12 protein-coding genes and 1 pseudogene are annotated in these 14,787 nt (G+C 71.3%); 6 read left to right on the forward strand and 7 right to left on the reverse strand.

The genetic code is table 11. From position 1 onward, the window contains the following. Positions 1-219 precede the first annotated feature (219 nt). The gene (locus CCN44_RS47485) at positions 220-351 is read right to left on the reverse strand and encodes a hypothetical protein (RefSeq protein WP_272935132.1); all 132 of its coding nucleotides are present in this window, start codon (positions 349-351) and stop codon (positions 220-222) included. 1,090 nt (positions 352-1,441) lie between these two features. Here CCN44_RS47485 and CCN44_RS47490 point away from each other — a divergent pair. Further along, the gene (locus tag CCN44_RS47490; protein WP_276329132.1) at positions 1,442-2,848 is read left to right on the forward strand and encodes an FG-GAP-like repeat-containing protein; all 1,407 of its coding nucleotides are present in this window, start codon (positions 1,442-1,444) and stop codon (positions 2,846-2,848) included. A 412-nt stretch (positions 2,849-3,260) separates the two neighbouring features. On the opposite strand, the gene CCN44_RS28585 is transcribed toward CCN44_RS47490, so the two are convergent. Beyond that, the gene (locus tag CCN44_RS28585) at positions 3,261-3,659 is read right to left on the reverse strand and encodes a MarR family winged helix-turn-helix transcriptional regulator (protein ID WP_059247539.1); all 399 of its coding nucleotides are present in this window, start codon (positions 3,657-3,659) and stop codon (positions 3,261-3,263) included. Positions 3,660-3,733: 74 nt separating this feature from the next. Beyond that, on the reverse strand, positions 3,734-4,084 hold the full coding sequence (locus CCN44_RS28590; protein ID WP_059247538.1) for a VOC family protein: 351 nt from the start codon (positions 4,082-4,084) through the stop codon (positions 3,734-3,736). Positions 4,085-4,187: 103 nt separating this feature from the next. Between CCN44_RS28590 and CCN44_RS28595 the strand changes: the two are divergent. Next, positions 4,188-4,698, forward strand: a pseudogene (locus CCN44_RS28595) (LuxR C-terminal-related transcriptional regulator); the annotation flags it as partial. A gap of 673 nt (positions 4,699-5,371) precedes the next feature. On the opposite strand, the gene CCN44_RS28600 reads toward CCN44_RS28595, so the two are convergent. Genes CCN44_RS28600 through CCN44_RS28615 form a run of 4 tightly spaced genes read right to left on the reverse strand, consistent with a single transcriptional unit; the run spans position 5,372 to position 9,553 of the window. Further along, positions 5,372-6,403, reverse strand: a complete 1,032-nt coding sequence (locus CCN44_RS28600) for a LacI family DNA-binding transcriptional regulator (protein WP_086700701.1) — start codon at positions 6,401-6,403, stop codon at positions 5,372-5,374. Further along, a complete protein-coding gene (locus CCN44_RS28605; protein ID WP_086700704.1) occupies positions 6,400-7,305 on the reverse strand; it encodes a carbohydrate ABC transporter permease in 906 nt (301 codons plus the stop codon). Before CCN44_RS28605 ends, CCN44_RS28600 begins: the two co-directional genes overlap by 4 nt. Continuing rightward, the gene (locus tag CCN44_RS28610) at positions 7,302-8,240 is read right to left on the reverse strand and encodes a carbohydrate ABC transporter permease (RefSeq protein WP_059247535.1); all 939 of its coding nucleotides are present in this window, start codon (positions 8,238-8,240) and stop codon (positions 7,302-7,304) included. Before CCN44_RS28610 ends, CCN44_RS28605 begins: the two co-directional genes overlap by 4 nt. Further along, positions 8,237-9,553, reverse strand: a complete 1,317-nt coding sequence (locus CCN44_RS28615) for an ABC transporter substrate-binding protein (RefSeq protein ID WP_086700707.1) — start codon at positions 9,551-9,553, stop codon at positions 8,237-8,239. The genes CCN44_RS28610 and CCN44_RS28615 overlap by 4 nt, the downstream gene beginning before the upstream one ends. A gap of 236 nt (positions 9,554-9,789) precedes the next feature. On the opposite strand from CCN44_RS28615, the gene CCN44_RS28620 reads away from it, so the two are divergent. The 4 genes from CCN44_RS28620 to CCN44_RS28635 all read left to right on the forward strand — a co-directional run. Beyond that, positions 9,790-11,811, forward strand: coding sequence for a beta-galactosidase (locus CCN44_RS28620; protein ID WP_059247533.1), 2,022 nt, complete (start codon positions 9,790-9,792; stop codon positions 11,809-11,811). A gap of 109 nt (positions 11,812-11,920) precedes the next feature. After that, positions 11,921-13,483 (forward strand): glycosyl hydrolase 53 family protein, encoded by a 1,563-nt coding sequence (locus tag CCN44_RS28625; protein ID WP_086700710.1) that lies wholly within the window; start codon positions 11,921-11,923, stop codon positions 13,481-13,483. A 191-nt stretch (positions 13,484-13,674) separates the two neighbouring features. After that, positions 13,675-13,962: a helix-turn-helix domain-containing protein gene (locus CCN44_RS28630; RefSeq protein WP_059247531.1), complete on the forward strand. Its 288-nt coding sequence runs from the start codon at positions 13,675-13,677 to the stop codon at positions 13,960-13,962. Between the two features lie 63 nt (positions 13,963-14,025). Further along, the coding region (locus CCN44_RS28635; protein ID WP_086700714.1) for an SMP-30/gluconolactonase/LRE family protein at positions 14,026-14,787 on the forward strand (762 nt) is incomplete at its 3' end.

Genomic DNA, 14,787 nt, shown 5'->3' on the forward strand with positions numbered 1-14,787 from the left:
CCTGACTGCGGGGCAAGTTCGTTGCCGAGCCCGTGTTCGCTGAGGTGAAGCGCCTTCGGGACCGGTGGCCGACTTCCTTCTGTGCGTCGATGGCGACGAGGCGTGGTTCCGGTGGAGCGACGAGCCGGTCGAAGGTCAAGCCGCAAGCCCAGCATGCGCGGAAGCCGTGGTCGGTGATCTGCCGCGCAGTGTCGGCCGACGGCCGGCCCCCAGGCGGCATCAGTGGGTCAGTCGGTAGACGGCCACTGCAACGGCTGCGCCGATGGCGAAGACGGCGGCGAGGGCCACCAGGCAGCAGGTACCGAGGCCGTCACCGGGACCGAAGAAGTGGTCGGCTTGTTCCTTGAGCATGTCCTTCCCCCTGGTTGCACGACAGTCTTCCCAACAGCGGTATCGGTAGGCGCCCTTGTACGCTGCTTTGCGGCAGGCACGGTGACGAGCACCGGATGCTCGGTTGCTCATGGGGCTGCCTGGGCGCATCGTCGGTCCACAGCTCAATGGACGACGCCCACGGCGTCTTTGGAGGGCTGCGCCCGCCTCCCCGGGGCTCCTGCGCCGCGCGTCAGCCCCCGAGCTGAGAACCCCGGGAAGCTCACCCGGCTTGACGGGATTCCAGTTTGCTTAGCAAACGCTGGCACTCAGGCGGGCCTTCCGCCTTGGCGCCGGTGTAGCAGGCTTTCCACCGGTACTGGTCCATCCCGTATCCGTGGCTCTTCAGGTAGGCGGCACACATGTCGGGCGTGGCGCTGGCCGGTACGGCGCAAGCCAGGCTCAGGCCAGTGACGCTTGCGGCGGCGAGCAGCACGGCGCCGGTTCAGGGATGCCAGCCGCTGGGGTCGCTTCAACACTGTTCTCCTGTGGGGGAGTGGCGAGTGAAGTGCGCCGGTCGTCATACCCGTCCGGTGCCGCCGGAACGCGGCTCTACGCACTTCTCCCCATCGGGATCCAGCCAGAACTTCGCGGCTGCCCCCGGATGCCGGCCTGGCTCACAGCCTCCATGTCGCGCACCGGGCGGGTCGGGCGTCGGGTGGGGCGGCTGGGCATGGCGCGCACCACGGCGCGGGATCGGGGGAGAAGCGGGCGCCGACGACGGCGGTGCGGGGTGGGCCGGTGACGGTGTGATGGCGTCGCGGGCCATTCGGGGCGGCCGTGCTGTGTCCTGTGCGATGTGGGCGCTCAGGCGGTGCATGACCCTCGATCCCGTCGGCCGTAGCGCGTGATCGGCGCCTCAGCGCCCTCGGCAAGTGCCGGGGCGAGATGTTCGTGGCGGCTGCCCTGCAACCATCGGTGTTCGCGGGGAGTCTGTTCTTCGTTACGCACTGCGTGATCGAGCGGGTAGCTCGCTGGAGGCGGGGTGTGGGCCATCGTTGTGGTCCGCGGGCGCTGTCGGCGTCTGTGGGGAAAGAGGGGGTTTGTCGTGCGTCACTCAGTCCGTCTTGCCGTGGCAGCGGCCCTGGCGGCTTGTCTGGCCGGCAGCCTGGTGGCCGTCTCGGCCGACCAGGCCGTCGCCGCGGGGTCGAAGCCGGCCGACGACTTCAACGGCGACGGATACCGGGACCTGGCCGTCGGCATGCCCGGAAAGACGGTCGGCGGGAAGGAGGGCGCCGGTGCTGTTCTCGTCACCTTCGGTTCCGCTCGCGGTCTGACCGGCAAGCACGTCCACCTCACGCAGAACTCCGCCGGCGTTCCCGGCGCCGCCGGGTACCAGGACTTCTTCGGCAGCAGCATCGCCAGCGGCGACGTGAACCGCGACGGGTATGCCGACCTGCTGGTCGGCAGCGAAGGAGATGCGTCGGGGAACGGCTCGGTGACCGTGCTGTGGGGCGGCACCTCACCGTTCCGCAGCGCCCTCGCGCTGCCCTCGGGACCGTCGTATCCGGGCCGCATGTTCGGCGCCGACATCGCCGTAGGCGACTTCACCGGCGACTCCGGCCCGGACATCGCCGTCAGCGGGCAGACCTCCCTGCGGCTGTACTCCGGCACGTTCACCCGCACCAAGGCCCCCACCGGCGACGAGGTGACCGGCCCGGGTGCCACCGGCAGCTGGCACCTGGCCGCCGGCGACTTCACCGGCGAGGGCAAGGACGAACTGGCCGTCGTCCAGCAGAAGACCACGTTCGTCTACGGTCAGGACCCCGGCACCACGGATGCCGGTTCCTTCACCGTCCATGCTCAGCTCGCCGGCGGAGACCGTGTCGCGGCCGGAGACCTCAACGGCGACGGCCGCGACGATCTCGCCATCGCGCTGTCCGACCCCCGCCTCAATCCCAACGGACTGGCCGATCCCAGCCACGGCTCCGGCTACATCACCGTCCGCTACGGCAACCCCGCCATCGACGGCGGCCTCGCCCCCACGGGCCGCGTTTACCACCAGAACACCGCCGGCGTCCCCGGCGCCAACGAGAAGGAGGATGAGTTCGGCGCGGCGATGTCCATCGCCGACATCAACGGCGACCACCGCGCAGACCTCGCCATCGGCATCCCCTACGAGACCCTCGGCCGAGCCGTCAGGGCCGGCGACGTGCTGGTACTGAGAGGAAGCGCCGGCGGGCTCACCACCACCGGCGCGGCACGGTACTCGCAGGACACCCCCGGCGTCCCGGGCAGCGCCGAGAGCCAGGACGTCTTCGGCTCCCAGGTCCGCCTCGCCGACTTCAACCGAGACGGCAAGGCAGACCTCGCTGTCACCGCCCCCGGTGAGAACCCCTACCGCAACCATGGCAGCGGCGGCGTCTGGCAGCTGCGGGGCAGCAGCAGCGGAGCGAGCACGAAGAACGTCAGCGACTTCGGCCCCGACGACTACGGCGTCGCACCCGGCTCCGGCATCGGCGAAACCCTCCTCGGCTGAAGTCGACCGACGCCAGGTCGGCAGCCTGCACCGCCTCGCACGGCGAGGCGGTGCATCACCCAGCGCGCCCATTCGGCCAGCCGCACCTCACGTACGTCACGTCAGGTTCAGGAGACGTCTGAGCGTGGCGGCCGATCCCATGGCCTCGTCCGGACCGGCGAACCGCAGACCATCGGCAGCGCCCCTGTTCCGTCGCCGGTGCCCGGCACCGCCCACTCGATGGTCCGGCGTGCTGCGCCGGCGTGAGCGGGCCATGGCGGCCTGCGCCGGATCGGTGGCCGGGCGGAGCACGGTGACCGCCGGCGACGCCACCGGCCGGCCCGCCTCGTCGGCGGCCCGCACCGATCGGCCGCCGCGCCCGGCAAGATCCAACCGCCGCCCCGGCAAGACCCGGGGCTCCGGGACGGAGGCGCTAGCCCTCCTGCCCCGCCAGCACCCGCCGCAGGACCGCCCGCTGCACCGGCAGCACCTCGGCGTGCAGCGCGCGGCCCTTGGGGGTGAGGGCGACCCACACCCCGCGCCGGTCCTCCGCGCACACCGAGCGCTCCACCAGGCCGTCCTTCTCCAGCCGGCCGATCAGCCGGGACAGCGCGCTCTGGCTGAGGTGGACCCGGCCGACCAGGTTCTGCACCCGGCACTGGTCACCCTGCTCGGGAGACTCCGCCGCCAGGATGTCCAGCACCTCGAAGTCGCTGGCGCCCAGTCCGTGCGGATGCAGGGCGCGGTCGATCTCGCACATCGTGCGCGCGTGCACGGCGAGGATCTCCCGCCAGCGTTCTTCGAGCCGGGTGTCGGCCGTCGTGACTGCCATAACCGCACGGTAGCACCGTTTCCACGATCCTTGACTGTGCAACTAGTGGCTGATGCAGGCGGTCGTCCCGGGGCTCAGGCCGCCGGGTCCTGGAGCAGTCCCACGAGGTTGCCGTCGGGGTCCTTCACGAAGGCGATCAGCCGGCCGCCGCCGACGTCCTGCGCGTCCTGGAGCAGCTCGGCGCCCGCCGCCAGCAGCGCCGCCAGCCGCTCCCGCAGGTCCGTCACATGCCAGTACGGCACCGGCCCCGTCATGCCCTTGGCGTGCCCGTTCGGGTCGAGGCCGACGTCCTGGCCGGCGGCCTTGAAACCGACGTAGTAGGGCTCGTCGGCGTACGGCTCGACGCCCAGCAGCGTGCCGAACAGAGCCTTCGCGCGCTCCAGGTCCTTCACCGGGTAGATGATCGTCTGCAGGCCGGCGGCCATGGTGCTCACTCCTTGGAGGGGGCGGGACCCGACGGGGCTCCGTCGGTGCTCTTCACGCTAGGGCGCGGGAGCCTGCGACGGCTTCTCCGATCCTGACCGGTCGGACGGCCTGGAGGCCACCCGGCACATCCTGGCCACGGCCCCCGACTGCCGGGTGCTCGTGCTCACCACGTTCGACCTGGACCGGTACGTGTACGCGGCCCTGTCGACCGGGGCCAGCGGCTTCCTGCGCAAGGACGTCCACCGGAGCACCTGGCGGCGGCCGTACGGCTCGTCGGCACCGGCGACGCCCTGTTGGCACCGCAGACCACCCGGCGCCTGGTGGAGCGGTATGTACGAGGCCGGGGCAGACCGCACCTCCGCGCCCCGTGCCCGACGGTCTGGCCGCCCTCACACCCCGCGAGCGCGAGGTGCTGACGATGACGGGCCGCGGGCTGTCCAACGCCGAACTGGCCCCCGAGCTGATCCTCAGCGAGGCCACGGTCTTGTCCCACGTGGCCCGCGTCTTCGCCAAGCTCGGCCTGCGCGACCGCGCCCAGGCGGTGGTGCTCGCCTACGAGACGGGGCTGGTGCGACCGGGCGAGCAGCCGCGCCGCCCCGGAGACGCCGACTGACCAGCCGTCCTCGTACCTGCGCGCCACGTGCGCCCGAGACCGCCGTCAGGAAGCCACTGTCCGGCAGTGGACCCCGGCCGGCCGGCGGTTCGGAACGTCCGTGTCCGCTCGCTCGCGCTGCCGCTCGTCCTGTGTGCCCTGGCCCCCGCGGTCCGCGGCAGCGAACGGACGAGCGGCGGCCGGCCGACGGCATGGATAGTCGGCTCGTGGCCTGCCGGAGGCCCTCCCAGGAGACGGAGTCCACCGGGTTCAGGGAACTGCTGACGTCGCCGGCCGAGCCGTGCGTGCCGCAGGCACCGGCCACGGCCGCGCCCGAGCCGTCGTAGCCCTCCGCAACGGGAAAGCCGCGGTCCGGGTCCACGCCCCTGCCCACGCCGCCGAGAGGACCACCCGTCCCGGACGGAACCGGGACGCCGCCGGCCCACCGGCGAGGACGGGCAGGGGACGCCGCCGAGGAGTGCGCGTCCCGCGTCCCGCCCCCCGCATCACCGGCGCCCTCCACTAGACGCCCCGCCCCGCACCAGGACACCCTGAGCCGCCTCGGTCACTTCGGCGAGCGTATCGGCGGCCCGACCCCCTGGCGACGGGGGCCGCGTCGTGCGCCGCACCCGGCGGGCACGGTCACGGCTTCCTCGTGCAGGGGCGTCCGACGTCACGTCGAATCGCGTCCGCGTCACGTCGAATCGCGTCTGACCAGCTCCGTCGGCAGGATCACCGCCGCCGGGTCCTCACCGCCTATCTGGGCGAGCAGCACCCGGACCATCTCGTTGCTGATCCGGTCCCACGGCTGCCGGATCGTGGTGAGCGCCGGGGCGGCGGCGGTGGCCGCCGGGGAGTCGTCGAAACCGCCGACGGCGATGTCCTCCGGCACCCGCCTACCGGCCCGGTGCAGGGCCGCCAGCACGCCCTGCGCCATCAGGTCGGAGGCGACGAACACCGCGTCCATGTCCGGCGCCTGCGCCAGCAGCCGCTCCGCGCCCGCCTCACCGCTGGCCCGGCTGTAGTCGCCGGAGACGACGAGCCGTTCGTCGGCCGCGATGCCCGCCTCGGCGAGCACCTCGCGGTACCCGGCGAGCCGCTCCACACCGCCCGGGGTGTCCAGCGGGCCGGTGACCACGCCGATCCGGCGCCGGCCCAGCGACAGCAGATGCCGGACCATGTCCCGGGCGCCGTCCCGGTCGTCGGCGGCCACGTAACTCACCTTGGAGCCGAGGCCGATCGGCTTGCCGCAGGCGACCAGCGGCACCCCCGCCTCCCGCAGCTCCTCGGCGACCGGATCGCCGGAGTGGCTGGAGACCAGCAGCACCCCGTCGACATGCCCGGCGGTGATGTACCGCGTGATGCGCCGCCGTTCGTCCTCGGTCCCCGCCAGCATCAGCAGCAGCGGGATGTCGTGCGCGGCCAGCGCCTGGGTGCAGCCGCGCAGCAGGACGTTGAAGTTGGGGTCCTCGAAGAACCGCTCCTGCGGCTCGGTCAGCAGGAAGCCCACCGAGTCGGAGCGGCCCGTGATCAGCGAACGGGCGTGCCGGTTCACGACGTACCCGGTCTTGCGGATGGCGGCGTTGACCGCCTCCTGCGCGGCGGGGCTGACGTAGTGCCCGCCGTTGAGCACGCGTGAGACGGTGCCGCGCGAGACGCCTGCCTCGCGCGCCACGTCGTGGATCGTCGGCGGTTTGCGCCGGCCCCCCGTATGGCTCATGGTCATGACTTTACGGCCCCGGACAGCAGATCCAGGCTCCAGAACCGCTGGATGACCAGGAACAGGGCGATCAGCGGGAGCACCGCGAGGAACGCGCCCGTGATCACCAGGGTGTACAGCGCGGGCGTGTTCGAGCCCTGCTCCAGCAGCGTGTACAGACCCAGCGTCAGCGGGAACTTCTCGTCGTCGCTGAGCATGATGTACGGCAGCAGGAAGTTGTTCCAGATCGCGACGAACTGGAACAGGAACACCGTGACCATCCCGGGGATCATCATCGGCAGCGCGATCCGGGTGAAGATCCGCCACTCGCCCGCCCCGTCCATCCGCCCGGCCTCCACCACGTCGGCCGGCACGGCGGCGGACGCGTAGATCCGCGCCAGGTAGACGCCGTACGGGGAGAGGATCTGCGGCAGCAGCACGGACAGGTAGGAGTCCGTGAGGCCGGCCTTCGCCAGCAGCAGGTACTGCGGGATCGCTAGGATCACCGGCGGCATCAGGACGCCCGCGAGCAGCACGTTGAACATCGTCTCGCGGCCCCGGAAGCGGTAGGTCGCCAGGGCGTAGCCGCTGAACGCCGAGACGGCGGTGGACAGCAGGGCGCCGAGCCCCGCGTACAGGGCGGAGTTGCCCATCCACGTCCAGTAGACGCCGTCGCGGTAGGCGTCGAGGTCCTTGAGGTTGTCGGCGAAGCCGGTGCCGGGCAGGAAGGTGAACGTGGAGAACAGCTCGCGCCCGGACTTCGTCGACGCGATCACCACCCAGGCCACCGGCATCAGCGTGTAGACCGCGCCGAGCAGCAGGGTGGCCGTAGGGACCAGCGCGATCCGGCGGCGCAGCGGCGGCCCCTGGGCCGTGCCCGGGGTGGTGCCGGCGGCCGGCGCGGCCTTGCGGACGGTGAGCGTGCTCATCGCACCCCTCCTTGACTGACGTCCCGCTTGTTGCGGCGGTTCGCGGCCCGCAGGAAGCCGAACGACAGCAGCAGCGTGACCAGGGCGATCAGCGTCGCCTCGGCCGCCGCCGCGTAGATGTCGTTGCGGCCGAAGGCGTCCTGGTACACCTTCATCAGCGGGCTCCAGGCCGTGTCGACCGAGTTGGTGAGCGGCTTCAGGGTGGTCGGCTCGTTGAACACCTGGAGCGTCGCGATGATCGAGAAGAAGAAGGTCAGCACCAGCGAGGGCGCCACCATGGGGATCTTGATCCGCAGCGCGATCTGCAGCGGGGTGGCGCCGTCCAGCTTCGCCGCCTCGTACACCTCGGCCGGGATGGACCTGAGCGAGGTGTAGATGACGATCATGTTGAAGCCGGTGCCGCCCCAGACCGCGATGTTCGCCAGGGCGAGATAGAGCGGACCGCCGTCCAGCAGGTCCGGCTGCGGCAGGCCCAGCTTGTCGAGCGCGAAGGAGAACGGACTGACGTCCGGCAGGTACAGGAAGCCCCACAGCAGCGCGGCCACCACACCGGGGACGGCGTACGGCAGGAAGATCGCGAGCCGGGTGAACGGGGCGAGCCGCACCTTCTCGGAGTCCAGCATCAGCGCGAACAGCAGGGCGAGGCCCAGCATCACCGGGACGACGATGCAGCCGTAGCCGAGCACGCGCAGCGCGCCGTGCAGCAGTTCGCTGTCCTGGAGGGCCTCGGTGTAGTTCCCGAAACCGGCCCAGACCTCCTTCCGGGCGCCGGAGCCCAGGCCCAGGCCGGAGACGCGCACCTTGCGGAAGCTGAGCCAGACCGCGTAGCCGATGGGCAGCGCGAAGAAGAGGGCGAACAGGACCGTGGCGGGGAGGAGGAAGCCGTACGGGGCCCCCTTGACCCCGTACGACCTCCGGCTCGTGGAACTGCTCACCGGGAAACCTCGAAGCCCTGCTTCTTCAGGTCGGCGACCGTGTCGTCCTGCATCGTCCTCAGGGCGGCGGTGAAGTCCGACTTGTTCTTGGCGGCGGCGCCGAAGGCGTCCTTGAAGGACGTGTAGGCGACGTTCACGTTCGGGCCCCACGCGGACGGTGCGGTGGTCTTCGCGATGTCGGCGGCCTTGCTGTAGAAGTCCGGCTGGTTGGCGAAGAACGCCGGCGGGTGGGAGAAGGCGCCGCTGAGCTGGGCGGAGGTGGAGGCCGGGTAGATGCCGCCCTCCTTCGCCAGCGCGTTCAGGGCGTCGTGGTCGGTGTTCAGCCAGGCCGCGAACTCAGCGGCGGCCTCCTGGTGCGCGGAGTCGGTGGTGACCGCCGTCGAGGAGCCGCCCCAGCTGCCGGTGACGTCCTGGTCGAGCGACCACTGGGGGAGCGGGGCCATGGCCCACTTGCCCTTGGTGTCCGGCGCCGCCGTGGTCAGCGTGCCCGGCGCCCACACGGCGCTCACCCAGGCGATCTGCTTGCCCGTGTTCAACGCCTTGTTCCAGGACGGGGTGTACATCGGCTGGTCGTCGATGACCCCCTCCTTGACCAGACCGCCCCAGAAGCCGGCGACCTTCCGGGTGGCCGCGTCGTCGATGCCGACCTTCCACCGGTCGCCGGAGGTGGTCCACCACTTGGCGCCGGCCTGCTGGGCGAGGCCCGCGAAGAGACCGGAGTCGTTGGCGGAGAAGGTGGTCAGGTCCTTGTCCGGCGCCTTCTCCTTCAGCCGGCGGGCGGTCTCGGCGAACTGCTCCCAGGTGGTGGGGACCTTCAGGCCGTACTTCTCGAACAGGTCCTCGCGGTAGTAGAACATCATCGGGCCGATGTCCTGCGGCACCGCGTAGACGGCGTCCGTGCCGAGCATGGTCTGCTGCCAGACGCCCTCGGCGAACTTGCCCTCGATGTCGCCGACTTCCCCGGAGATGTCGGCCAGCGCGTCATTGCTGACCAGCGTCGGCAGCGCCTGGTACTCGGCCTGCACCAGGTCGGGGGCCTTCTTCGCCTTGTGCGCGGTGAGGATCTTGGTGACCAGCGTGTCGCCGGACGCCTGCTTCTTCACCGTGACGGTGATCCCGTCCTTTTTCCCCGGCCCCTTGTTCCACAGGTCCACGACCTTGTCCATGCCGGGTGTCCAGGTCCAGTACGTCAGCGAGACGGGACCCGAGTCGGCCTTGCTGTCGTCCTCGGAGCCGCAGGCGGCGAGGGCGGTGGCGCCGAGGGACACGGCGACGGCGGTTGTCACGAGGCGACGGCGCTTCGTGTGCGGCATGGTTTCTCCCCTGACCTGGGTCCCCGCCCGCTGCGGGGACCTGCCATGCAGATGTGCACGTTCACATGACCCGGGCGCTCACCCCTCGGGAGCCCCTGCCATGCTTCTGTGAGCGTTCACAGTAGAGAAACATCCCGGACACTTGTCAATGGTTGTTGCTGTGCGGTTATGTTGGGCTCGCACCGCTTCTGATGTGTGTGCACGTTCCCAAATGATCGATTTCCGGGGAGACAGCCATGCCGGACACCAGCCCCAGGGGCCTCACCAGGCTCGCCTTCGGCGGGGACTACAACCCCGAGCAGTGGCCGGAAGCCGTCTGGCAGGAGGACGTCCGCCTGATGCGGGAGGCCGGCGTCACGATGGTGAGCGTCGGGATCTTCTCCTGGGCCCTGCTGGAGCCGGCGCCGGGGGAGTACGACTTCGGCTGGCTCGACCGGGTCCTCGGCCTGCTGCACGCAGGCGGCATCCGTGTCGACCTCGGCACGCCCACCGTGGTACCGCCCGTCTGGTTCTACCGGGCCCACCCCGAGGCGCTGCCGGTCACCGCCGAGGGAGTGCGCTACGAGTTCGGCTCCCGCGGCGCGATCTGCCACAGCAACGCCGACTACCGCGCCGCCGCCGCGAACATCACCACCCGGCTCGCCGAGCGCTACGGCGACCACCCGGCGCTCGCGCTGTGGCACGTCCACAACGAGTACGGCGTCCCCGTCTCGGCCTGCTACTGCGCCTCCTGCGCGGCACACTTCCGCCGCTGGCTCGCGGACACCTACGGCACCGTGGACGCCGTCAACGAGGCCTGGGGCACCGCCTTCTGGGGCCAGCGCTACACCGACTTCGGACAGATCAACCCGCCCCGGGCCACCCCGACCGTCGGCAACCCGGGGCAGGCCCTGGACTACAGGCGGTTCGCCGACGCCACCATCCGGGAGAACTTCCGCGCCGAGCGGGACATCCTGCACCGCCTCTCACCCGGGGTGCCGGTCACCACGAACTTCATGACCGCCCTCAGCCAGTGCGACTCCATGGACTACTGGGCCTGGGGCCGCGAGGTCGACCTCGTCACCAACGACCACTACCTGATCACCGACGGCCGCCGCACCCACGTCAATCTCGCCATGGCCGCCGACCTCACCCGCTCGGTCGCCGGCGGCGCCCCCTGGCTGCTGCTGGAGCACTCCACCTCGGGCGTCAACTGGCAGCCCCGCAACCCCGCCAAGGCTCCCGGCCAGATGGCCCGCAACTCCCTCGCCCACGTGGCGCGCGGCTCCGAGGGCGCCATGTTCTTCCAGTGGCGCCAGTCCCGGCGCGGCGCCGAGAAGTTCCACTCGGCGATGCTGCCGCACGGCGGCACCGACACCCGCGTCTGGCGCGAGGTGGTCGAACTCGGCGCCTGCGTGGACGCGTTGAGCGAGATCCGCGGCACCCGCACCGAGGCCGACGCGGCCATGCTGTGGGACTGGCAGTCCTGGTGGGCGCAGAACCTCTCCTGGCGCCCCAGCGAGGACCACGACCCGCGCGAGCGCGCCGACTCCTTCTACGAGGCCCTCTACGACCGCCACCTCACGGTCGACTTCGCCCACCCGGAAGCCGACCTGTCACGGTATCCGCTGGTCGTCGTGCCGGCCCTGTACCTGATGACGGAGGCCGCAGGGAACAACGTCCGGGAGTACGTCGAGCGGGGCGGCACGCTCGTGGTGTCGTACTTCTCCGGCATCGTGGACCAGCACGACGCCGTCCACGAGGGCGCCTACCCGGGTGTGCTGCGCGATGTCCTCGGGCTGACCGTGGAGGAGTTCTCGCCGCTGCTGGAGGACGAGCGGGTGCGGCTGACCGGCCCGGACGGCTCCGAGCTGACGGGCGACGTGTGGACGGAGTTCGTGGTCCCGCGCGGCGCCGAGACCGTGTGGACCTACGCCGACGGGCTCACCGCGGGCCGCCCGGCCGTCACCCGGCACCGGCACGGCCGGGGCACCGCCTGGTACGTCTCCACCCGCCTCGACGCCCAGGGCCTGGACGCGCTCATCGGCTGGGCGGCCGACGACGCCGGCCTCGCCCCGCGCGCCGGCCTGCCGCGCGATGTCGAGGTCGTGCGCCGCCGCGGCGAGTCCGGCACCTACCTCTTCGTCATCAACCACACCGCCGGCGACACCAAGGTGCCGCTGGACACGCCCGGCACCGAGCTGCTGACGGGCGAACGCGCCGCGGGCCGCCTCGCGGTCCCGGCGGGGGCCGTCCGGGTCGTACGACTCGACGGCTGAGCCGGCTCCCCTCCGCCCGTGTGTGCCACGAGAGCCGCGGGCGGAGGGGTTCTCCTCCGGCCCCACCGGAGGACACCCCTCCCCAGTTACGTCGAAGGGACGACGGACGATGAAGTTCCATCCCGGACGCACCATCAGGGCCCTGCTGCTGCCGCTCGCGGCCGGCCTCGCCCTCACCGCCCTGCCCGCCCAGTCCGCACAGGCCGCGAGCACCCTCGTCAACGGCGGCTTCGAGTCCGACGGCACGGGCACGGCCACCCCCGCCGGCTGGTCCGAGTACGGCGACACCGGCGCCTCGTACACCGAGTCCGGCGGCCACGGCGGCAGCCACCGCCTCAGCCACTACGCGTCCTCCGCCTACAAGGTGGAGACGTACCAGTACCTGTCCGGACTGGCCAACGGGAACTACACATTGACGGCGTGGGTCCGCTCCAGCGGCGGGCAGAAGGCCGCGTACATGGCGCTCAAGAACTGCGGCGGTACGGAGCAGCGCACGGATCTCCCGATCTCCTCCAGCGGGTGGATCCGTATCGTCACGCCGATCAAGGTGACCAACAACCAGTGCACCATCAGCGTCAACAGTGACGCGAACGCCGGTAACTGGATCAACGTTGACGATCTGACCTTCACGTCCGGCACCACCGGTACATCCATCCATGGTGCCGACATCTCCTCCCTCGCCAAGAGCGAGGCCAAGGGCGGCGTCTACCGGACGAGTTCGGGCACCGCCGGTGACGCCCTGTCCATCCTCAGGTCGTACGGCATGAACTACGCGCGCCTGAAGGTCTGGGTGAACCCGGCCGACGGCTTCAACGACAAGGCGCACGTCCTGGCGACGGCCAAGCGCGTCAAGGCGCAGGGCATGAAGCTCCTGGTCGACTTCCACTACTCGGACAGCTGGGCCGACCCGGGCCAGCAGACCAAGCCGGCCGCGTGGGCGGGCCACACGTACAGTCAACTGAAGACGGACGTGTACCACCACACGTACGACGTGTTGAACGCCTTGAAGGCTCAAGGGACCACCGCGGACATGGTCCAGGTGGGCAATGAGATCAATGGCGGCATGCTGTGGTCCGAGGGATCCACGGACAACTGGAGCCGGCTCGCAGGGTTGATCAACTCGGGCTATGACGCCGTCAAGGCGGTCAACTCGTCCACCGTCGTCGCGCTGCACCTGGCCAAGGGCGGGGACAAGGCCGGCACCCGGTGGTGGTTCGACAGCGCGGTCGCCAACGGCGTGAAGTTCGACGCGATCGGCCTGTCGTACTACGGCTACTGGCACGGCCCGCTGTCCGACTTCCAGACCACCCTGGACGACGCGGCCTCCCGCTACGGCAAGCCGGTGTTCCTCGCCGAGACGGCCTACCCCTTCCGCCTCGACAGCGACGACGCGCTCACCAACCAGATCGACACCACCGGCGAGCTGGTCCCCGGTTACCCGGCGACCGCGGCCGGCCAGACCAAGTGGATGAACGACGTGACGAGCATCGTGGAGGCCGTCCCGGGCGGACGCGGTCTCGGCGTCTTCTACTGGGAGGCGACCTGGACCGCCGTCACCGGCAACGGCTGGGACCCGACGGACGCCGGTTCCGGCAACGGATGGGAGAACCAGGCCCTGTTCGGCTACGACGACAAGGCGCTCTCCTCGATGACGTGGTTCAGCCACCGCTGAGCCGTGCCTGACGGGGACCGGCCGCACCCCGCGGCCGGTCCCCGCCGTGTACGCGGGGCGGTGGGAACCCCCCTCGGTCGTACTGCAGTTCGATACCGGACAACGGCCGCCGAGTCCCGGACGTGACGGCGTCGCCCGGGCCACAGTGGGAACACTGCGTACAAGGAGGCCGGGAACGGGAGGGCGAACGGATGATGGGTACTCCCTCGGGCGGAATGCGGCACACCATCCTGGAGTGGCTCAAGGACCCGTCGGCCCACTTCCCCGCCGGACGCCGCCGCGCTCCCGCCGACACCGGCGTCACCGCGCGGGCCGTCGCCGCCAAGCTGGGCGTCCCCCGCCGGACCGCCCTCGCCCATTTGGACTTCCTCACCCGCCTCGGCCTGTTGCGCACCCGCCGGATCCGCTGCCGCACCTACTACCGGCGCGACGAGATCCGCATCGCCGAGGTGGCCCGGATGTTCGAAAAAGGCTGGTGACGGAGACGGCCGCGAAGGCGGCGGGCAGGGGGCGGAGGGTCCCCGACGGAGGAGGGACCGCACATGGACCGAGCCACGGCACTCGTGCCGCTCCACTACGTCGCCCTGGGCGCCCGCGGCCCCGAGGACGTCGTCGCCGATCCGCACGGGCGTGTGCTGACCGGAGTGGCGGACGGCCGCGTCCTCCGCGTCCACCACCTCGGCGACCCGCACACGGCCCGCACGGAGGTGCTGGCCGACACCGGCGGCCGGCCGCTCGGGCTGGAACTCCTGCCGGACGGGGACCTGCTGGTGTGCGACGCGGAACGCGGCCTGCTGCGGGTGGGCACGCAGGACGGCACCGTCCGCGTCCTCGTGGACACGGTGGCGGGGGAGCCGCTCCGCTTCTGCAGCAACGCCGTCGCCCTGGCCGACGGCACCGTGTACTTCACCGTCTCCAGCCGCCGCTACCCCCTCGGCGAGTGGATCGCCGACATCGTCGAGCACACCGGCACCGGACGCCTGCTGCGGCTCGCCCCCGAGGGCGGGGAACCCGACGTCGTGCTGGACGGGCTCCAGTTCGCCAACGGACTCGCCCCCAGTGCCGACGGCTCCTTCCTGGTGATCGCCGAGAGCGGCTCCCGCCGCCTCACCCGCTGCGCGCTCACCGGCCCCCGCGCCGGACACGCCGAACCCTTCGCCGACCTGCCCGGCATGCCGGACAACCTCTGGCGCGAGGGCCCCGACGGGCCGGTCTGGGTCGCCCTGGCCGGACCCCGCGTCCCTCCGCTGGACCTGCTGCACCGCACCCCGCCGGCCGTCCGCCGCACCGCGGCCCGGGCCGCG

Origin of the sequence: Streptomyces tricolor (assembly GCF_002155905.1) — a bacterium.
GTDB lineage: Bacteria > Actinomycetota > Actinomycetes > Streptomycetales > Streptomycetaceae > Streptomyces > Streptomyces tricolor.